Source organism: Azonexus sp., assembly GCF_049652925.1.
Lineage (GTDB): Bacteria > Pseudomonadota > Gammaproteobacteria > Burkholderiales > Rhodocyclaceae > Azonexus.
Genome location: NZ_JBASFI010000024.1, coordinates 177,591 through 198,046 on the forward strand (window position 1 = coordinate 177,591; position 20,456 = coordinate 198,046).

The following is a 20,456-nucleotide window of genomic DNA, read 5'->3' on the forward strand; positions in this document are numbered from 1 at the left end:
AAAGCAGGGAGGATTGCCATGGGCAATATGGAGGAGCTGATCCGGAGCAAACTGACTCCGGATCAGGCTAGTGCTGCACTGGACACAAGCAGGGAAGTACTATGTTTGGCCTGCGCGGGGTCAGGAAAGTCGCAGACCTTGGCATTCCGGGTGGCTCGTCTCATATCCGAAGGTGTGTCGCCGGCCTCGATCGTTGCATTTACGTTCACCGAGAAGGCGGCTGAATCCATCAAACGACGCATCGCGCAAACGCTTGCGTTGGCGGGTTTCAGTACGAATCTAATCGGGCAGATGTATATCGGTACGATCCACGCCTTCTGCCAAAATGTGCTTGGAAAAGCGGACGCAAAGTATCGTCAATATGATGTTCTGGACGACAATCGGCTGACGCTCTTCCTTATGTCCCGTTACCCTGCCTTGCAGATCAAGCCGCTCAGAAATCGGTTCGGGGATCGTTACTTCGAGACGATCAAAGAGGTAGCAGCAGCTTGGAAGCTCTGCCAGGACGAGGGTCTTAACCTTGCAGACGTCGCAGCGCTCGACGCCGAGGTCGGGACAGTCCTTCAGCTTCTTAAAGATCTGCTGGACAGGGATCAGTACATCGATTTCGGTTCGATGATCCGACTGGTCGTCGATCACTCCGCCGATGGCAACTCGGCTGTCAATCGGGCGCTGTCCGAGATATCTCATCTCCTCGTCGACGAGTATCAAGACGTATCCCCGTCCCAAGAGGCTCTTATCCGGGCTATTCACGCTCAAGGGGCGTCCCTCTTCGTCGTCGGCGACGACGACCAGGCTATCTATTCCTGGCGCGGCGCCGACGTGAGCAATATCCTGATGTTCCGCGACCGTTATCAGGTCCAGGCAATGCACACTTTGGATACCAACTTCCGAAGCACCAGGGCCATTGTGGATGTCTCGGCCGACTTCGTCGCACAAGAGCTAGGCGCAGCAAGGCTGCCGAAAAAACCGAACAACCATCGTGACGTCACACCACGGGAACTAGGTAACTTCCTGTTCGATGATCGGGACGAAGAAGCAGATTGGGTGGCCAATCGTATCAAGCAGTTACTCGGCACACAATTCATGGAAAAGGATGGCACGCTACGCGGCCTCACCGCTGGCGATATCGCCATCCTGATGAGATCGACGCGTGCTAACGAACAGAACGGGGAGGCACGCCATAGCCCCTTCACCTCCCGTTTGACGGCCAAAGGCATACCGTTCACGTTGGCAGCCGGGGGAAACCCATTCGATCGCCCGCAAGTTGCGGCTTTGCGTGACGTCTTCCGCTTGCTGGCTAATGGTAACCCGGACAGGACGGCCGCTAGGGACAGCTTTGACCAAAGTATTATTCCCTCCTATCCGAAGGCAAGTTTCGCAGAGTTTGCCAGTGTGCTGTCCGACTGGGGCCGGCGGATTCACGCGCCGATGGGCGGTGTTCGCCAACGTCTATTCCCTCAGAACCTTGTATTCGACCTGCTTTCCGCCTTGCAGGTCTCTACATTTCCCCCCGCACCGGAGGTGATGAGGGAAATCGGGCTTTTCAGCCGAATGATCCAGGATGTCGAAGGGGTCTATCTGAGCGTCGATTCGTCCGACCGATTCCGTCAGGTATCCCATTTTCTTGAATTCGTTGCCGATAGCGGATACAACATCAGCACTGACGATGTAACGCAGCGGCCTGATGCCGTCTCGGTTGCAACCGTCCATAGTGTAAAAGGGCTTGAATTTCCCGTGGTGTTTGTAGTGGATTGTCAGGCGGGCAGATTCCCCGGGAAAAACTCGAACTATCGTGGCCTTATCCCGGAGTTGCTTGTGCGAACTGCTATTCAGCGCGGTGCGTATGTTGGTACGCGTGAAGCGGAAGCACGGCTTTTCTATACTGCGCTGACCCGTGCAGAAGCGTTCCTATATGTTACGGGGGCCGCCAAACTACCAGGTGGGAAGCGCGCAAACAAGGCATCGCCTTTTTCGCTACGGATGACCGATGCCGAGTTGATTCCGGCAACCAATGTGGCCGCCAATCTGCCCACAGCGGTAGAACATGCCCGAATCGACGAAACGATCCTTCCGACCAGTTTTAGCGACATCAGATACTACCTGCACTGTCCAATGGACTACCGGTTTAGGCGCGAGTGGGGATTTAGCCCGGCCGTACCCGAATTGTTTGGGTATGGGCGCGCGGTCCACGTTTCCATCGAGAAGTTGCATGAGCTTCATCCTGAGCGGCCGCCTACTCGCGACGAAGCAGCATCGGTGACAACGGAGTCGTTCCATCTGAAACATATCGCACCCAGTGGCGATCCGGTAAACAGGCCTGGCGCATACGAGCGAGCCAAGAACAAGGCTGTCGAAATCGCCCAACGATATGTCACCGAGTTTGCCGAGGATTTCACGACTCGGAGGCAAGTGGAGGCAAGGTTTGAAATCCCGGCGGCCGACTGCCTCATTACGGGGTCCATCGATCTGCTTGTGAAAGAAAGTCAGGACGGCTCGATCCGTGATGCCGAAGTCATCGACTTTAAGGCCATGGAAGCGGGCAGCGATCCATTTGCCGACCCGAACTTGGATTGGTTGGCCCTATCGCTTCAGGTTCAACTATATGCGAAGGCCGCGCGGGAAATATTGCAGGAGAATGCAGCCACAGGATCGGTTCACCTATTGAAGGATAATCGCCGAATCCACGTGCCAGTCGATTCGAATGCCGTGCAAGCAGCTGTATCAAACGTTGAATGGGCTGTACAAGGAATTCTAGCCCGGCACTTCCCGGCGCGCCCACACCCAACAAAGTGTGGGAAATGTGATTTCCACGAGCTTTGCAGCAAACAGCCCAAAGAGTTCGATAAGGCGCTGGGAGTACCGCCTCCCATCCATACCCCGGATGGCCGGTTTCTAGCCAGGGCTTTCGATAGCACCGAATGATCTGCTGGCTGGCGCAAAATCTATGCTGGTGTGGCAGCCTTTATATCTAGTATCCCGACTCCGCTCGCAGGTATGCGTTACGGATCGCATGAGCGTCCGTCAGGGCATGGTGCTGTTTCTGATCCGGATGGCGTAGGAAAAAAGCCGCCATTTCGTCATTGAAGATGCTGCGTTGGATGCCATTCGTGAAGTTGTCCGGGGTTTTCTGAAATCGCCAAGTCTTCGGGATGGCTTTGCCGACCGAGGCTAAGGTTTTGCTCAGGATCTTCTGATCCCAATCGGAATCGGAGATGAACAGAAAATCGTCGCCCAAGTTGCTGAGCCAATCGGTCAGCGAGGAAAGGAAGTCAGCCGTTGTAATCGGGGGCAAGGACAGCAGGGGCAAAACCGTTGTCTTCACGAAATCATTGCAGGAATCTTCTTCATAGTCAGAGAGTTCGGCGTAAAACTGCTCACCTGATTGGGTAATGAAGCCTGCTGAAATCAATGATGCTGAGTCGCTCAGATCGGTGAATTCACAGTCGAAGAATAGTAACGTGACCATTTTTCAATTCCGTTGCCATCAAATCCGATTTCTATTGCCGATCTTCTTTGAGAAAATCTCCGTGAACAGCTAGCTCTTTTCGGAGATGGTCAGGTTTTCTGAGTAATTATAGGACAATGCATCCTGAGTAATTGTCTCGGCAGTGCCACGGCAATTTCGTTGCTCATGTGCGCATCGTAATAATCACATGGAGAAACGCTTCGTTAGTGCTATGTCTCGCCAAAACATTGTTGCTTTTGGTCCGAATTGCTCAAGAAAGCGATACTATTAAAACAAAGCAAGCCCTCGGTGTGACCTCTGCGCAAGCATGCCCCCGAGGGCATGGTTTTTTTGGGGAGCCATTTCACATGCCATTGGCTATCGCCTGAGGGGGCAATCTTCCATTACGTCTCTGGTATCCAATCATTCTTCGCTGAAAAGGCAACTCACCATGCCAGAACTGGACGCAGAAAAACTAAAGGAAAATGCGCTGACCTCGATTCGCCTCGGCATCGAGGATTTCCAGCGTAGCCAACTGGCAAAAGAGCAAGGAGGAGATCCGGCTCGCGCCCTCTCTGCAGTGCGCAATCTATTCGCAGGTATCCTGCTTCTGTTCAAGTACAGGATCGCGGTTTCGGTCGACGACCCCGATCAGGCCTTTGCACTCATCTTCAATCCCCCCGAGGTTCTCCCTCTGGCTGACGGAAACGGTGGCATTGAATGGAAGCCGGTCGGCAAGTTCAAGCCCACAACCATCGATGTGGTCACCATCAAGAAGCGGTTTGACGGGTTTGGCATCGAAGTCGACTGGCCCACCATCAACACGCTGCAGGATTGTCGGAACCACCTGGAACATCTACACCCGGCAAATACGCTGGGCGAAGTAGCCGATTTCGTTGCCGAGCTGTTCCCTGTGTTGCGCGATTTCATCCTGACGCAATTGAACGAGCAGCCCGCCGAACTACTCGGTACAGCCTGGCCTGTGCTGCTCGCCCACCACAATTTCGTCATGGATACTATTGCTGCGTGCAAGGCTGCGTGGGCGGATGCCGGTACCCCCGAGATGATGCAGTCCTGGCTTGAGAGGTGCCAATGCGAGGACTGTGGCTCCTCCCTTCTACGCCCCAGTCAGGAGGATATCGACGAAGGTGCCAGCATCGAAAACCAGGATGACACTTTCAGGTACGTCTGTGTGGCCTGCGGCCATTCAGACCTGATCGGCCCACTGATGGTCAAGGAGCTTAACGACGCAGACGACTATGATCCTCGCGATGGCGGTGAAGCTGATGTCGAGGAGTGCAATGCATGCGGGCGCTCAACTTTTGTCATTAGCGAGCAACATTGCTTATGGTGCGGGGCGGAACTTGATTACCCTGAATGTACGCTCTGCGAGGAACCGCTACGCCAAGAGGACCAGTCGAACGGTGGGCTTTGCGGGTACCACTTACACGTATACGAAAAGGTGATGCGTGATGACTGAGTGTACGACCACGTTTCCTAACCTGATGCGATGAATCTGTCGCCGGCGCTCTACATCATTGGCAACGGCTTCGACCGTCACCACGACATTCCCTCCGACTATCGCGATTTCGGGGGCTACCTGTCGGCCATCGATCGCGATACCTATCGCGAAGTCGAGGCTTATTTCAGCGTCGATGATGAGTTCTGGTGGCAGTTCGAACAGCAATTGGCCCACTTCGATACCGAAGCTGCCATAGACTATGCATCGCAATTCTTGATGTCCTACGGCGCTGATGATTGGAGCGACTCAGGTCACCACGACTATCAGTACGAATTGGAGCGTGTCGTTGAGGCGGTTTCCTCAACGCTACAAGAGCGCTTCGCCCAGTGGGTGAGGCAGCTTCCCATCCCATCTCGCTCAATTTGCAAGACTGTGCGACTGTCGCTCGATCCGAGCGCTCGTTATCTCAATTTCAACTACACACCGACCTTGCAGCAGGTATACGGCATCCCCAACGATCAGATTCTTCACATTCACGGGAATGCCAGCAACCCGACCGATCAACTTGTCATTGGACACGGCTGGGAAAGAGCGGAATCGGACTCACTTAACTACCATGTGGACATGTCCGAAGCGGATGTTCGCGTCGCTGAAGGCAACCAGATAGTAGATGGCTATTTTTCAGCAACCTTCAAACCGACGGCCCAAATCATCGCGCACAATCAACCGTTTTTCGCCAATTTGAAGTCGATCCGGCAAGTTTTCGTGATGGGGCACTCGCTGGCCGAGGTGGATACCCCTTATTTCGATGAAATCATGAGGAATATCGATAGGTCTTCGGTGAGATGGACCATTAGCTACCACCGCGATCTGATGGATACCCAGTTGAAGTTCTCCAGATTCGGCATCGACATATCTCAGGCAAGCTTTGCTCGGTTAGATGAATCCCAACGGTGGACTCCGCAATTTTAGTGAGGGCGGTGCCGATAGGTCGATCAACGATACGTCGTTGATGCTGCGTACTGCTCTGCTAAGAGTTCTCTGGCGGACTCCTCTTGATAGAAAAGAGGCGAGGTGTTTTGGCCAAAAGCTCTTTCGGCGTCCTGCGTCGAGCAAAAAGCCTGCGGTGTAATGTTCGATCGGTAGGTACGCTGTACTCTGAGCAGATCAACTCCTTCAGCTAAGAGCATCCGCGTTACACGCCGTGAAGACGTACCAAGGCGGTTCGCAATACTCACGCAAGATATGTATCGTTTTTGGAAACTCGCCAAGCTCTCGGTTGTGACATACAAAAAACGGCCGTGATAGATACCTTCCAACTGTCCAATGGCTACCAGTGTTGTGCAAACGCTTGCATCGCATTCGAGTATTTTCGCAGCCCTTATGGCGGGGATAGCGTCGTGGACGGTCATATCCTGCCGGAAAGCTTCGATCGATTGATTGGCGATCGCGATGTCACCGATATTTTTGCCCAGGTGTCCGGCAGGAACGAGTGTGCCATCCAGAATGTTGCGTACGATCTGGTATTTGTTTTCGACGCCATAGAGCTTCATCCGAAAAAATGCTGTCAGCGTGACATGCTCTGCCGGTAGGGTTGAGAGCGCGGCTGGTGCACGTTCCAGTAGGTCGATGCGTAACTTGTTCAGATCGAGTTGGTTGAACTGGGTCACGCGGGTACCAAAATAGCCAGCGCAATAATAGCCATCGCGGCGCAGCCTTTCCAAGATACTGACCGGAATCTCCAGATACTTTGCCGCTTTACGTGTGTCCAGCGTGCCCGTGGCCCTACGTGGCAGTTGGGACGGTGGTTTGTAGAACGCTTGTCCACCGACGGTTCCAGCTTCACGTTTCAGCCCGAACAAGCCCTGCTCAGCCCAACGGCGTACGGTGATGCTTTGTACGCCGAGTTGCCTGGCAAGCTCGGTTTGATTTAAGACATCGGTGGGAGCACTTTTTTCATGGGTTTGTCGGCGAATTTGTGCAACGGAGTGGTTCTTACGTAATGCCCGCCATTTCTGTGGCGACAAGAAAAACCGTGGGTCGGCGCCGGCGTTGACGCCGTAATAGCTGCCGTATTGCCCAAAGGCAGCTCGGAAGAAAAGCATCTTTTCCCTTGGGATCCTCTTCGCCATTACGACGCTTCGGTAGAAGTCTTCGAAGCGTCGTACTAGTCCCATGGTTGCCTGATTTGGTCTTGGGTCATTGGTACGCAGGAAGTGATGGAAATGCTTCGGCCAGTCCTGAAAGAAGGTAGCGATACGCTCGAGTCGGTCCTGTGACCAGGCTTTGTATTTCCCTCGTGGTTCATTCCCAATCAGTGCATTTCCTACCTTGCCTAGCAACTTGAGAAGATCGTCAATTCCCATTCGATGCAGGTCATTCGCTGGAATTCTGCTTGGTGGCCGCGGATTAGTGGGCAAACCATGCACTGTGTCGTAAATGACCTGAAGAAGATCTAGGGTGTGCTGTGGAAGGGCCGAGTGTTCTGCTGTCGTGATGTCGTGCCCACAGCGGCATCGCAACAGGCCAGGGCGAAACCAACTCAGTTTGCGCTGGCATGCAGGGCAGCGATTTACCAAGGTGATACCGTGTGTTGGGCAAGCCAGCATGAGACGGAGATCCCAAGCCGGGTCGACAAAGCCATTTTCGGCAACACAATGGGGGCAGATTTTTGGGTGCTTCAAAAGGAGGTGTGCCAGTAGTTCTGCACGTCCGTCCGTGGGCACGGAATCCCCGTTTGGATATCGTTGCCACGGTAGTTGCTCCAGTTCCTGAACCGGCCGGCCTATAAGCCGGGATAGTTTGCCGATCGGTAGAGAGGCGCTGGTCATCTGCGATTGAGTCAGGCCAGCCATTTTGAGAATGTGCCATGGCGTGTCATAGCCGTTGGCTTCAGAGAGCCGAAGAACGTAACCGAGCAACCCCTCCCGATTTTTGGCGGGAGGGGTGTACACGAGCTGGCCATCGGGACAGGTCGTGTACATTGCTCAGATTCTCCCCGACAAGACTTCCGAGGCCTTCGGCTTACGTGTACGGCCGGAAGATTTCCTTGGGGTTGGCGGTTCCTGCTGGACTGTGCCGATGGCCCTGACCCGATGGATAATTTCCTCCGTCATCTCGCAACTGAAATTTCTTTGGAAGGGATCGAATCCTGGCTGTAACGCTGGGTCATTCTTGATCAGCGCTTCGTGATGCGCTACGGACAGTTCCGGCAGGCCGATTGAACGGTTGTCAGCATCCAGTGCATTCCAAGTTGCCTGCTTCAGCAGCTTGGTGAGGTAGCCAATCAATCCTCCTGTGGCGCAGTAAAAGCGAAAAACGACTTCTGGCGAATCTAGCTGAGGCCACTTGAAGACTGACAGGCTTTCCCCCATCCCAATCAAGATGCCAGAGAATTCTTCACGGTCATCCTCGTTCGTCCAGTCGAAGCGAGGAAGATGTATCGGCGTCATGAAACGGCCGGCCAACTGCTCGTTCTGCTCGATGACGGACAGGCATCTGGGCAGGCCCGTAACGATCAGCCCCAGCTTGGCGTCATCGACCAGGACTTTTAGCCAATCGGCTACGTGATGCTGAACCTTACGGGTCGTTTTGTCGTAAAAGTGCTGGAATTCGTCCAGTGCCAGTATTATCGTTTCTGCCTGCTCAAGCAAAATCACCAGGCGAAGCGTTTTGGCGATTTCTGTCCCTTTATCGAAAGCCGGGTCGCCCAAATGGTAGAGAAGCAGTTCGGCCAAACCCTTGACGGTTGGCTTGGACGGAACCTTGACGCGAAGGAACGGAACCTTTCTCCCATCGGCGGTCCGGATGGGCGGATGACGACTTTCAAAGTGCTCCAGGGTGCGTGATTTACCTGTTCGGGATTCTCCAACAATGGCTAGGCCGACAGGGTCAGCGCATCTCTGCATTACCCGTAGGCATTGCTCGATACGGGCGATAGCCCGCTCGAACTGTGTGTGTGGGATCAGGATTCGGTCGACGAGATCGTCGAGATTTTCAGAGGTAACTGAAAAAGATGACATTTGAGCTCTCCTGGGGGCAGGATTAAATGGTGCTATCGGGGCGACGCGGTTCAACCAACGCCTTGAAAGTTCGGGCCTGCTTGATTTTTGGCAGCGGAACAGTTGGAGTGGCGGTGGGTGGAGGATCCATTGGTGGTGCCGGCAGCATCGCGCTGTTTTGAGCTAATGGCGAAGTACCGTGATGGCCCAGAAAGCGGTAACTTCGATTCCGGCTTCTCCGAACCTTGCGGTCGAAGTCATCGAGAACCAGTTCGGTTATCCGGCGCTTGGCTTCGGCCAAAGCCTCGACATCCGTGCGCCCCTGCAGATTGCGCTTGGCAAACCTGCGGCAGACCTTGTGCTGCCAAAGGGTCAATCCTCTGGCGTACTCAAGGTCGATGGCCGACACTGCCAGATATATGCTGGTATCGGGCACCAGAATATGGATTTCCCCTACGTTGTCGGCCTGGAATCTCACGGTCACATCAAGGTTGTTTCCCAGGCGCCGGGAAACCAGTTGTACCTCGGGTGAGTTGTAAAAAAGACTATTGATCTCGATTCCCTTGTGCGTGAGGCGACGGGTGTCGATCGTGCCAAGGATGGCTTTGAGTTCATTGGGGTCGGCGGGAATCGGGATGTCCAGGCCAACCGTCTCGATCTTCCAGGCATGTGCTGGCGTGTCGCCCAAGGTTTTGTGAGGACGTTGGTGGTAGTGATCTACGATCCAGACATGCAGGGTTTCTCGCAGGGTGCTCAACGTCATCGTGGCGTTTTTTGCTGCGTCATAATCGCCTTTTTCCAAGATGTTGGAAAAGGTCGTTCCGGGAACGCCGTGTGCAACCCCCCGATTTAACGTGCCCAGGACACGCTCAACAGGTCCTTTAAACCACGGTTGCTTGCGCGGGCAATACTGAATGGATATACCCAAAGTCAGGCAGGCGGATTCAAGGCTTTCTCCGTGAAACTCCGCGCCGTTGTCGCAGACCAGCGTATCCATGACGCCGAACATCTCCCATGTGCCCTCGACTGCCGGATATTTCTCCTTCAGATTGCCTTTGGGTAGCATCGCATGCCGAAGGCAGCGAGCGACGGTGAGATGGCTGGGTGGGTCGAAGCTGAGATCGAAGCCGAGAATGATGCGCGTATGAGCATCGATGCAGAGTGTCAGCCACGGGCGCCCGAGGGGTAGCATTGTCTCTTCATCGACGACAAAGACGTCAAGTCGGGTGTGGTCGATTTCGACCCGCTCAAGCGGTAGCGAAGTGCCCGGAGTTTTCTTGACTGACCGGAAATGGATGTCAGCAGCTCGTTTGCCGTGGCGAGCGGCATATCGGTCATATGGAGGAATGGCGTTAATCAGACGCCTGACCTGGCGCAGTTTAGGCCTCGGTAATTGACAGTCCTCGAGTCGGAGAGCGTTCTCGCGCCTGACTTCGGTGATTGCATAGTCGAGGGTGTCCTGGACTGTTTTACGCTCCTGGGTCATATAGACCTTGTCGATGGCTGCCTCCATGATTTCAATCAGCTTGGCCGGGAGCCTGGCATCTCGATTGCCGGAGCGGCAATACTGGTCAACAACGGAGCGGATATCGTTGCCACCCGGTAGGTAGCGCTTCATCCATCGCCATACCGTTACGTAATGAGGTGGCTTTGCCGGCCATTTGATTTCCTTCCACTCAGCCTTGATGACTTCCTTGGCCATGGCTTGGCTTGGTGTAGGCCCCAGTTTGGTCAGCAATGCCTCGACGTAATGCCGACGGTATTTCGCCCGATTGCGCAGCTTTTCCGGCAGGCAGTTGAACTGGCTGATGGCGTTCTCACGTTGCTTTTTCTTGCTGATTGAGGGCTGTGCTTCAGGTGTTTCGACGAATCTGAAGCGACCGTCGAGGTAAAGATTGAGTAGTTCGGCTTGTGGAAGCCGTTTCAGTTCTCCTGTGACCTTGTCCTCGAGTTGCCAGAGGCCAGCATCGATTTGCCGAAGGAAAATCCAGATGCGGCCATCCAGATAGGCTTCCATCCCTTTCATGAATTTTGCGCGGCTCATGATTACATCCTCCCTACGCTGATCAATGATTCCGGGAGAATCGGTCGTGTCAGATCGATTCGAAGTCGTCCCTCGAGGATGAGTCGGCAGAGGGCTGAAAGTTTTCCGCCATCGGTCGGTTGGCCGACGATCTCCTTCCAAGGTAGCGAAGCATGTTTTCTGAACAACTGCCGAAGCCATTCGAACCGAGTAAGCTCGACCTCAGTCCGCCCAAACCTGAGCAGAAATCTCAGATTGGACAAACGGAACGATCGATCCCGAATTTCCGATTCGGTCCAGATCCGGTAGCCATAGCCATGATGTGCTAATGCCGGAATCAGATAGGCAGTTCGGGTAATGATTTCCTCGGTTTGCGCTTCGCGGTCCGTTTTGATCTCAACGAACACTTGGCGGGTTGGGTACGAGACAAGCACATCCGGGTAATGACGAAGCTTCTTGCCGATGCCGTAGTGGAGGGTTACGGGCTGCTCGTCGAATGAGACGACCTCGGTGGATACATCCAGGAGCATGAAAGCATCTCGCTCGAGGGAGGACTCCCAGTAATGCATTCGGCGACTTTTAAGGCCAGGATATTTGCCGGTGACGCGGCTGTTGGAGCGAGATATAACGCGGCGGGCGCGTTCTTCCTCGGCAAATTCAATTTCAACTTGATAAGTCATGACGCTCTCCTTCAGAGTTGCTGAACACGGAGAGACCGGGACAAATCGCAGGCGAAACTCAAGCGTGCCGACGTCTGAATGACATCAGCTGTTGGATTCCCGAAGGTGAGCGACACCGGCAGAGAGGCGCTTGACTTGTCGCCTTCTGATCGTAGAATGAAGTCATCTGGTGTGCGAAACTAGATTTTCTTCAAAAACGGCCTGGGCTCGGGAGAGCTTGGGCCGTTGTCGCTTTTGGCCCACGAAAGGGCCCCCTGTCATTGCGTCCTGTCTCTGTCTTTCTCCTTCTGATTTGGCCTAATGGGTGGCCATCCCTGTCTCACCAGAATGGCGGGACTAAAAACGATTCTCCCGGAAGGCTTTGGCTTTTCTAGTCATTGTCAAAATCTAGAAAGAAATTTGACTAATTTCAAGATAACTAACTAATATAAAAGGAAAATTCAGACTATATTCGGAGTCGATTTCCTATCAGAATGATGACCAAGCAACCCTGGCGCTATGTGGAGAATCCAAAAATCCGGTCGATGCGGGTCCGGAGTTGGTTTTATGCCGTGTCGCAGGCGAGCGGACTGACGGTGGGGGAACTGGAGAAGGAGTTTCGGGAAGAAGGGAGTGCCCAGGCGCCGCGCTCCTGTATTTGGAATAAATACAAGCGAGGAGAGGTCGTTCCTCGTAGCCGATTCCAAGGTGATGGCCGGCCAAAGTTGGTTGAGCGAGTAGAGGCGCGTTACCCGGGTACGGAAAAGTGGCTGTTTTCGCCGCTATGGCGTTTAGCCGACGAGGCTCCGATGGAGATGAGTGAGATTCGGCGAATCTATGAAGGGTTGCCCATGAAAATTCGGAATTTCTTCATTCTCCCCCCTGAACTGGCAAGCGAGGTCTTCTGGCGGCATGAGCTTCTAGATATCGAACCTGTATTGCGCCATATGCTTGCTTCACGTACTGGTGATGATCTCCTCGCTGGACTTGCAATGGTGCGTGAGGCAGAACTGGTCCAGTCGGTCAAGTTATATCAATATGGGGTAGAGATAACCAAATCTATTCTGAGGTCGCTTGATTGGGATGAACTTGAGGGAACAACCATTCCTATGGAGTTTGGTGAAATTCTACGTCGCCACTGGGCTAAAGGATTGTTGATAAATAATAAAGTTAATAATCAGATCAAGTTGTCGCAGTAGGATTGGTTTTGCCTAGAGGTAAGTCGGAGCTGTTTGGGAACATTTATTAATTATTTTGCGAGGTTTGATGTTGTGGCTAATATATTGAAATTTGAAAATCGTTATATTAATCTTGATTTCGTTGCTGATTTTTATTTTTCAGGTTCTGGAGATAAGGAAGAGCTTACGTTAACCGTGGTTGGTATCAAGGATGATAATAACACTAGTAATAACGTAAACCTTCCTGTTGGTACCTGTCCGGAGTTACGCGCTATTATTCTTGGCTGGCTTGATAAAAATAGGATTGATGCCGGTGTCAGTTAAGGTTGGTCGTGTGTTTTCCCATCCACCTTTGTAATCAACTTCGCACGTAGATTTGAGCATTGGACTTTCTTCTATCCTTTCCATTTCGGTTAATAGTTCGCTTAGGCTAGAAGCAATCTCAACTGGGTTGAGCTCGCTTTTTGCGATAAGTTTGCCTGCCGCTTGGCGAATTGATTGGGTAGCTACCGCCATCAGGTATTTGTGAATTCCGTTCATTTTTGTTCCTCGATGATTTAATCAAAAATATGCTTGGTTGCATTGTTCAATATTCCGCAATATTGAGATTCACGAACGTTTTCGTGATTTGATTTTTTCTATCGATGAAAGGTGCGGGGATAGGGCTCAATCGTTTGTAAGCGAGCCTTGTTTAAATGAAAAGGCGCATATTGATCACTCAATATGCGCCTTATTTTATGCGCCTCAATAAAGAGGTTTCTAAACCCCTACAGTTGCAAACTATAGGGGCAAGAATTGCAGACTATGTGGTCCCAATTGCAAACATTGGGGGTTCCCACATTTCGGGTTGACCGTAGCATTGGCTGATTTAGCCGCAGGTACCTACCGCGCCGCAGGCCGTGCAGAAATCACAGCCGTCCTTGCGGATCATCGTGTGGTTGCCGCACTCGCCGCAGAGCTTGCCTTGCGTCGGCAGGACCTTGTTGCTGGTAGAGTCTTCCGGCGCTTCGAGGATGCCCATCTGCTGCAGCGGGAAGCCACTCTCGTCGAGAATGCCGAGCATGGCGTAGCGGTGGATGATGAGCTGGGCGATGTAGGCCACGGTGGACGGGAAGGTTTGCTGCTTGCGCGAACCCGGCACGAAGGCCATGAAGTCGCCGAGCGGCTCGGAGTAGTCGATCAGCTTGCGCAGCTTCATGCCGATCCAGGCCGGGTCGAGGACGCGCATGTCGAGCGAGAGCAGCTTGGAGAGGCCGTCGAGGGCGCGCGGGTAGTTGCCCGAGAGCCACATCGAGTAGGGGCGGGTAACGCCATCCGGCAGCGTGATTTCCTTGAGACCGAGGACGAAATCTTCGCCGGTCGACGGGTTGGTGATGTCTACCGTCCAGGACAGCGTGCCATCGGTGCCAGTCTTCGGCTCCTTGGCGCTGAACAGGGCGTCCTTCACCGGCGTCGGGCCTTCGTGCTTGAAGGCGCCGAGCTGTTCACAACGCCAGGCGATAACCTGGGCCATGGCGGAAACCACGGACGGCACGCGCTTGCGCTCGCCGTGCGGCGGCATCGGCATTTCGAAGGAGTCGCCCGGCGTCTTGGCCAGCGCGTCGAGCTTCATTTCCAGCCAGGCGTGGTCCTTGGCGCGCATGTCCATGGACAGCGTCTTGGCGACGGCGCCCAGGCCGCGCGGTTCGGCCGGGCCGTTGGCCCAGACTTCAAACGGCCAGGCCCGGCCTTCTGGTTCGACGTGGCCGACGAACAGCGCAAACTTGCCGATCGGCGAGTCGAGCATGTAGGTCCAGCACAGATTGCCTTCCGGCAGGTTCGGGCGGCCCGGCCAGCGCAGGCTGGCGAGCACCGGGGCCGGCAGGTTCTTGATCGACAGGCGGCGGTTGGCGTCAGAGACGAAATCCTGTGGCGCCTTGGCTGCTTCAGCTTCGGTTTTGGCCGGTTCGGTCGAGGTTACCGAGAGTACAGAGCCGAGCACGCTGTTCGGACGATAGGTGGCCAGACCCTTGAGGCCGGATTTCCAGGCGCTCATGTAGAGATCCTGGAAGTCTTCGTACGGGTAGTCGGCCGGCACGTTGACCGTCTTCGAGATCGAGGTGTCGATGAACGGAGCGACAGCGGCAACCATGTCGCTATGCGCCTGGGCAGAGATTTCGAGTGCCGTAACGAAGTACTCGGGCAGTTTGGAAACATCGCCGCCATGATGCTTGTACAGGCGCCAGGCGTAGTCCTCGACCGAGTATTCCTTGATCGTGCCGTCCTGCATGCGTTTCTTGCGGCTGTAGGTCCAGGAGAACGGCGGTTCGATGCCGTTCGAGGCGTTGTCGGCGAAAGCCAGCGAAATGGTGCCGGTCGGGGCGATCGACAGCAGGTGCGAATTGCGCAGGCCGTGCTTGCGGATCTCGGCCTTGACGTCACCCGGCAGGCGGGAAGCGAAGTTGCCACCGGACAGATAGAGCTCGGCGTTGAAGAGCGGGAAGGCACCGCGTTCCTTGGCCATTTCGACCGAGTACATATAGGCCGTGTCGCGCATGAATTCGCTGATACGGGCCGCCATGGCGCGGGCTTCCGGCTTGTCGTAGCGCAGGCGGAGCATGGTCAGCGCGTCGCCGAGGCCGGTGTAGCCGAGGCCGACGCGGCGCTTGTTGGCGGCTTCCTGCTGCTGGCGCTCAAGCGGCCAGTGGGTGGCGTCGAGCACGTTGTCGAGCATGCGCGTCGAGATGCGGATGACTTCGGCGAAGGTGTCGAAATCGAATTCGGCCTGCTCGGAGAAAGCGTCCTTGATGTACAGCGTCAGGTTGATCGAACCCAGGCAGCAGCAGCCATACGGCGGCAGCGGCTGTTCGGCACACGGATTGGTCGCCTCGATCACTTCGCAGTAATTGAGGTTGTTGTCCTTGTTCATGCGGTCGAGGAACAGGATGCCCGGCTCGGCGTGGTCGTAGGTCGATTTCATGACCTGGTCCCACAGTTCGCGGGCGCGCAGCTTGCGGTAAACCCACATGCCATCGTCGCGCTGATAGGCGCCGGCCGCACGCATCTCGGCATTCGGTTCGGCGCGGTGCAGCAGCTCGACGTCGCCGTCGGCATCGACTGCTTCCATGAACGGGTCGGTGACGCCAATCGAGATGTTGAAATTGGTCAGGTCGCCCTTGTCCTTGGCGTGGATAAAGACTTCGATATCCGGATGGTCGCAGCGCAAGACGCCCATCTGGGCGCCACGGCGGGCGCCGGCCGATTCGACGGTCTCGCAGGAACGGTCGAAAACGCGCATGTACGACACCGGGCCGGAAGCGCGCGACTGGGTACCCTTGACGCGGGCGCCTTGCGGACGGATGGACGAGAAGTCATAACCGACACCGCCGCCGCGGCGCATCGTTTCAGCGGCCTGGGCGAGGGCGGTATAGATGCCGGGCTTGCCATCGGTGTTTTCGACGATGGAGTCGCCAACCGGCTGCACGAAGCAGTTGATCAGCGTCGCCTGGAGATCGGTGCCGGCGGCGGAATTGATGCGGCCGGCCGGAATGAAACCGTTTTCCTGGGCCCACAGGAACTTCGATTCCCAGTGGGCGCGATCAGCTTCCTGCTCAACCTGGGACAGGGCATAGGCAACGCGACGGCGCACGTCGTGGACGTTGGTTTCCTTGCCCTTGGCGTACTTCTCGATGAGCACTTCAGCGGAAATTTCCTGCTCCGGCAGCGGGGCGAATTCCGGTGCTGCGGGAATGTCTGTCAGCGAAAGCTGTTCGGCGATTTTGCTCATCCAAGGCTCCTCTACAAAATTCGGATTTTTTTGGGTTGTTAATTTTCGAATGTTGCAAAGCTACTAGATATAGTGCTCGAAGGCAATATCTTGACTAGATACGGTGTTTTGTGTGTCCCTGTTTCTTGATGCTGTCGGCGTAAAAAAACCCCGAAAAAACAAAGCCCCGGCGGCTTTCGCTACCGGGGCTCATGAAGAAAAATAAATTCTTCAGAGAGCGAGAAGTGTCTGCGCGTGGTGCGCCATCATCCATTCTTCATTGGTCGGAATGACCAGTACGTCGACGCTGCTGTTGCCGGCGCTGATCACGATATCGTGACGCGCATTGGCTTCCGGATTGAGACGGATGCTCAGCCATTCGGACTGCAGGCAGACACGGCGACGAACCTCGGCGGCGTGTTCGCCGATGCCGCCGGTGAACACCAGCGCATCGATGCCGCCAGAGGCTGCAGCGAGTGAGCCGAGTTCGCGGGCGATGCGGTAGCAGAACAGGTCAACTGCCTCCTGGGCTTCCGGCTTGTTGCTCGACAGCAGGGTGCGCATGTCCTGGCTAATGCCCGAAACGCCGAGCAGGCCGGATTCCTTGTAGAGCATTTTGGTCATGTCCTTGACCGACAGACCCTTGGTTTCCATGAGGTGCAGGATGACGCCCGGGTCGAGATTGCCGCAGCGCGTGCCCATCAACAGGCCGTCGATGGTCGAGAAGCCAAGCGTCGTGGCAACGCACTTGCGATTGACCATGGCCGCCATGCTGGCGCCGTTGCCGAGGTGGGCGACGACGACGCGGCCGTTGGCGCGGTGCGAATGCTGGGGCAGGGCGCGGGCGATGAATTCGTAGGACAGGCCGTGGAAGCCATAGCGCTTGATGCCCTCAGCCGACAGGGCACGGGGCAGGCCGAAGGTTTGAGCGACATCGGGCTGGCTGCGGTGGAAGGCAGTATCGAAACAGGCGATCTGCGGCACACCGGGGAGCAGCGCCTGGAGGGCGCGGATGCCGGCGACGTTGTGCGGTTCGTGGAGCGGTGCGAGCGGGATGAAGCTGGTCAGGTGGCCGAGCACGGTGTCGTCGACGATGGTCGGCTGCGAGTAACGCTCGCCACCATGCACCACGCGATGGCCGACGGCGACGATCTGCCAGCCGGCATGGGTGGCCATGAACCATTTGAGCAGCGCATCGAAAGCCTGGTCGTGGCTGACCTGCTCGCCGGCGATCATCTGGTCGGCGATTTTTTCGCCAGAGCGGTCCTTGGCAACCATTTTGGTGGCGTTGGTGCCGATGCCGTCAATCTGGCCGGAGACTTCGGCTTCCGGGGAAATCGGGTGGGCGAGGGAGAAAAGGGCGAACTTGATGGATGACGATCCAGCATTTATCGTCAGGATGCCTTGCTTCATTTAGACGGTTCCAGTTTTGCGGTTGTGGTGGGCGATCAGTGCGGCGATGACGCACGATGCGGTACGGGTTTCGGCCGTGTCGGCGCGGCTGGTCAGCACGATGGGCACCTTGGTGCCGAGCACGATGCCGGCGGTCAGCGCATTGGCCAGGTATTCGAGCTGCTTGGCGACCATGTTGCCGGATTCAAGGTCGGGAACGACGAGGATTTCGGCATGGCCGGCAACGGCTGATTTGATCCCCTTGGTCTTGGCTGCGACAATGGAAATGGCGTTGTCGAAAGCCAGCGGGCCATCGAGGATGCCGCCCTTGATCTGGCCGCGGTCGGCCATCTTGCACAGGGCGGCGGCATCCAGCGTCGATTGAATCTTCGGATTGATCGTCTCGACCGCTGACAGGATCGCCACCTTGGGTTCCGGGATGCCGAGGATGTGGGCAAGATCAATGGCGTTGCGGATGATGTCGGCCTTCTCCTCGAGCGTCGGGGCGATGTTGATCGCCGCGTCGGTGATGAGCAGTGGGCGGTGATAGGTCGGCACATCCATGACGAAAACGTGGCTGATCCGACGGCTGGTACGCAAACCGTTGGCACGGGCGACGACTTCGCCCATCAACTCGTCGGTATGCAGGCTGCCTTTCATCAAGGCCTCGGCGTCGCCGGTGCGGACCAACGAAACAGCCAGTGCAGCCGAATCGTGGCTGTGCGCGGCATGGACGATGCGGATGCCGGAGAGATCAATGCCGAACTCCTCAGCAATGGCGCGGATCTTGTTTTCCGGGCCGACCAGGATCGGTTCGATGATGCCGGCCTGGAAGGCCATGACCGGGCCTTTCAGCGATTCAAAATCGCAGGGGTGGGCGACGGCAGTCGGGATCGGCTCCAGACCCTTGACCCGTTCGAGCAGGTGGATGTAACGCTCGTGCTTGTCGTCGATGCGAATCGCCGGCATGTGAATTTCCTGCAGGCGGGAGACTTTCTCTTCCGGGGCCAGCACTTCGGCGGTGCCGCGTACGACCTGCAGCCCTTCCTGGTTGGTGCATACGCAGTCGAAATTGATGTGCTTGTTGTGATCGAATTTCTGCTTGGCGGTGACGGTGATGGTGATCGTGTCGCCGATGGTGACCGGGCGCGCAAAATGCAGTGACTGGTCGATCAGGATTGTGCCGGGCCCGGGAAACTGGGTGCCCAGGACGGTCGAGATCAGCGAGCCGCTCCACATGCCGTGAGCGATTACTTCGCGGAACAAACCGCTTTCCGAATAGCCCGGGTCGACCACCGAGGGATTGACGTCGCCGGTCAGGATGGCAAACAGCTTCACATCCTCGGGCATCAGGGTTCGCGTCAGGCTGGCTGAATCACCGACGCGGATTTCGTCGTAGGTCTTGTTGACCAGATAACGCTGCTCGCTGCTTTCATGCATGGTAATGCTCCAGGTAAATGGTCAGGCCGGTCGCGGCCTGCTGCGCCGGTCACGTGCCGCATTGGCCGGCGGAATGTCGATATCCAGTTCGGGGCGCAATTGCGACAGCTGGTCGACGACCCATTGGTTGGCCTCGCCGGTGAATTCGCGCGAAATCAGCGGCGCACCAGAATAGGCTTCGACGAAAAGGGCCACAGCGGCCGATCGGCTGACGCCGTATTCGCAATGGACCAGCATCGAAACCGCATCCGGGGCGTTGTGCAGGTCCTGGACGAAGGTGGCGATCTGGCGGGCCATCCGGTAATCGAAGAGGCCGGGCATCGGCGCCGGCAGGTACTCGTCGGCCGGCATGGCGTCATAGAAAGCCAGGCGCAGGACGTGCTCGAAATTGGCGTGCAGGTTGGCTTCCGGAGTGCCCGGATCGGTAATCGATATGACTGCCATAGACGGCTTGCCGATGAGCGATTCGGCCAGTTCACGCGAGGCGAAATAAACTTTGCTGATGCTCATTCCATGAATACCGGGTCGGAGAAAACCAGGGTGCCGTCCTTGCGCATCATGAGGTTGTCGGCCTTGATGAGGTCGGGCAGGGCGCCGTATTCAGTCGAAAAATCTTCCACCGCCTTGAGCGATTCCTTGAGCGCATCGGTCCATCCCATCGGCGTCACGACGAGGTGGTGCAGGGCGATGCGGCCCATGTCCTGAGCCAGGTTGCGCCACATCATGCAGGCGTCGAAATACGAGGTGGACAACTTGGTCGCTACTTCGGCGGCGTCGCCGGCAACGGGTAGCGGGTAGAGCCGCTCGACTTCGACGACATGAAACGGAAAGCCGCGGCTGGAGCGGCCGACCGTGCCGTGATCGGCAAAGACGACCGGAAAATGGTTGCCGGTCGGGCGATCATCGGCGGTGTAGTAGGCATAGTCGGTAGGCGAGGAGAGCACCTTGTAGACGCGCTCCTGGCCATCTACGGTGTCGGCTTCGAGGACGATGGTGCTCTCGCCGCGGCCGATTTCCTGCCTGCCACGCAACAGCGGATGATCCGGTACGGGATCGGGGAGTAGTCCGTCAATGTCAGGCATCAGATTCTCCGAAATCGTTTCAAGCT

The 20,456-nt window shown here is 55.9% G+C and carries 15 protein-coding genes; 4 read left to right on the top strand and 11 right to left on the bottom strand.

Translation table 11 applies throughout. From position 1 onward, the window contains the following. Nucleotides 1-18 precede the first annotated feature (18 nt). The gene (locus tag WBK19_RS13140; RefSeq protein ID WP_511290399.1) at nucleotides 19-2,925 is read left to right on the top strand and encodes an ATP-dependent helicase; all 2,907 of its coding nucleotides are present in this window, start codon (nucleotides 19-21) and stop codon (nucleotides 2,923-2,925) included. Between the two features lie 46 nt (nucleotides 2,926-2,971). Here WBK19_RS13140 and WBK19_RS13145 read toward each other — a convergent pair whose 3' ends face one another. After that, the gene (locus WBK19_RS13145; protein ID WP_511290401.1) at nucleotides 2,972-3,469 is read right to left on the bottom strand and encodes a hypothetical protein; all 498 of its coding nucleotides are present in this window, start codon (nucleotides 3,467-3,469) and stop codon (nucleotides 2,972-2,974) included. A 430-nt stretch (nucleotides 3,470-3,899) separates the two neighbouring features. Between WBK19_RS13145 and WBK19_RS13150 the strand changes: the two genes are divergently transcribed. Continuing rightward, nucleotides 3,900-4,928: a hypothetical protein gene (locus WBK19_RS13150; RefSeq protein WP_511290403.1), complete on the top strand. Its 1,029-nt coding sequence runs from the start codon at nucleotides 3,900-3,902 to the stop codon at nucleotides 4,926-4,928. Nucleotides 4,929-4,958: 30 nt separating this feature from the next. Then, nucleotides 4,959-5,882 (top strand): bacteriophage abortive infection AbiH family protein, encoded by a 924-nt coding sequence (locus WBK19_RS13155; protein WP_511290405.1) that lies wholly within the window; start codon nucleotides 4,959-4,961, stop codon nucleotides 5,880-5,882. Between the two features lie 23 nt (nucleotides 5,883-5,905). Here the strand turns inward: WBK19_RS13155 and WBK19_RS13160 are convergent, their stop codons facing one another. Genes WBK19_RS13160 through WBK19_RS13175 form a run of 4 tightly spaced genes read right to left on the bottom strand, consistent with a single transcriptional unit; the run spans nucleotide 5,906 to nucleotide 11,614 of the window. After that, nucleotides 5,906-7,894 carry a TniQ family protein gene (locus WBK19_RS13160; RefSeq protein ID WP_511290407.1) on the bottom strand — a complete coding sequence of 663 codons (1,989 nt, stop codon included), beginning with the start codon at nucleotides 7,892-7,894 and terminating at the stop codon, nucleotides 5,906-5,908. Nucleotides 7,895-7,897: 3 nt separating this feature from the next. Next, a complete protein-coding gene (locus WBK19_RS13165) occupies nucleotides 7,898-8,932 on the bottom strand; it encodes a TniB family NTP-binding protein (protein WP_511290409.1) in 1,035 nt (344 codons plus the stop codon). 22 nt (nucleotides 8,933-8,954) lie between these two features. Next, the gene (locus WBK19_RS13170; protein WP_511290411.1) at nucleotides 8,955-10,955 is read right to left on the bottom strand and encodes a TnsB C-terminal domain-containing protein; all 2,001 of its coding nucleotides are present in this window, start codon (nucleotides 10,953-10,955) and stop codon (nucleotides 8,955-8,957) included. 2 nt (nucleotides 10,956-10,957) lie between these two features. Continuing rightward, nucleotides 10,958-11,614, bottom strand: coding sequence for a TnsA endonuclease N-terminal domain-containing protein (locus WBK19_RS13175; protein ID WP_511290413.1), 657 nt, complete (start codon nucleotides 11,612-11,614; stop codon nucleotides 10,958-10,960). A gap of 473 nt (nucleotides 11,615-12,087) precedes the next feature. Between WBK19_RS13175 and WBK19_RS13180 the strand changes: the two genes are divergently transcribed. Next, nucleotides 12,088-12,792 (top strand): hypothetical protein, encoded by a 705-nt coding sequence (locus tag WBK19_RS13180; RefSeq protein ID WP_511290415.1) that lies wholly within the window; start codon nucleotides 12,088-12,090, stop codon nucleotides 12,790-12,792. 243 nt (nucleotides 12,793-13,035) lie between these two features. On the opposite strand, the gene WBK19_RS13185 is transcribed toward WBK19_RS13180, so the two are convergent. The 6 genes from WBK19_RS13185 to WBK19_RS13210 all read right to left on the bottom strand — a co-directional run bounded on the left by WBK19_RS13185 (nucleotide 13,036) and on the right by WBK19_RS13210 (nucleotide 20,430). Next, nucleotides 13,036-13,311, bottom strand: coding sequence for a hypothetical protein (locus WBK19_RS13185; protein WP_511290416.1), 276 nt, complete (start codon nucleotides 13,309-13,311; stop codon nucleotides 13,036-13,038). A 328-nt stretch (nucleotides 13,312-13,639) separates the two neighbouring features. Continuing rightward, on the bottom strand, nucleotides 13,640-16,537 hold the full coding sequence (locus WBK19_RS13190; RefSeq protein WP_511290418.1) for an adenosylcobalamin-dependent ribonucleoside-diphosphate reductase: 2,898 nt from the start codon (nucleotides 16,535-16,537) through the stop codon (nucleotides 13,640-13,642). Between the two features lie 210 nt (nucleotides 16,538-16,747). Continuing rightward, nucleotides 16,748-17,929 (bottom strand): acetate/propionate family kinase, encoded by a 1,182-nt coding sequence (locus WBK19_RS13195; protein ID WP_511290420.1) that lies wholly within the window; start codon nucleotides 17,927-17,929, stop codon nucleotides 16,748-16,750. Next, a complete protein-coding gene (locus WBK19_RS13200) occupies nucleotides 17,930-19,348 on the bottom strand; it encodes a bifunctional enoyl-CoA hydratase/phosphate acetyltransferase (RefSeq protein WP_511290422.1) in 1,419 nt (472 codons plus the stop codon). Nucleotides 19,349-19,369: 21 nt separating this feature from the next. Continuing rightward, nucleotides 19,370-19,858 (bottom strand): hypothetical protein, encoded by a 489-nt coding sequence (locus WBK19_RS13205; protein ID WP_511290424.1) that lies wholly within the window; start codon nucleotides 19,856-19,858, stop codon nucleotides 19,370-19,372. Further along, nucleotides 19,855-20,430 (bottom strand): hypothetical protein, encoded by a 576-nt coding sequence (locus WBK19_RS13210; protein WP_226497583.1) that lies wholly within the window; start codon nucleotides 20,428-20,430, stop codon nucleotides 19,855-19,857. The genes WBK19_RS13205 and WBK19_RS13210 overlap by 4 nt, the downstream gene beginning before the upstream one ends. Nucleotides 20,431-20,456 lie beyond the last annotated feature (26 nt).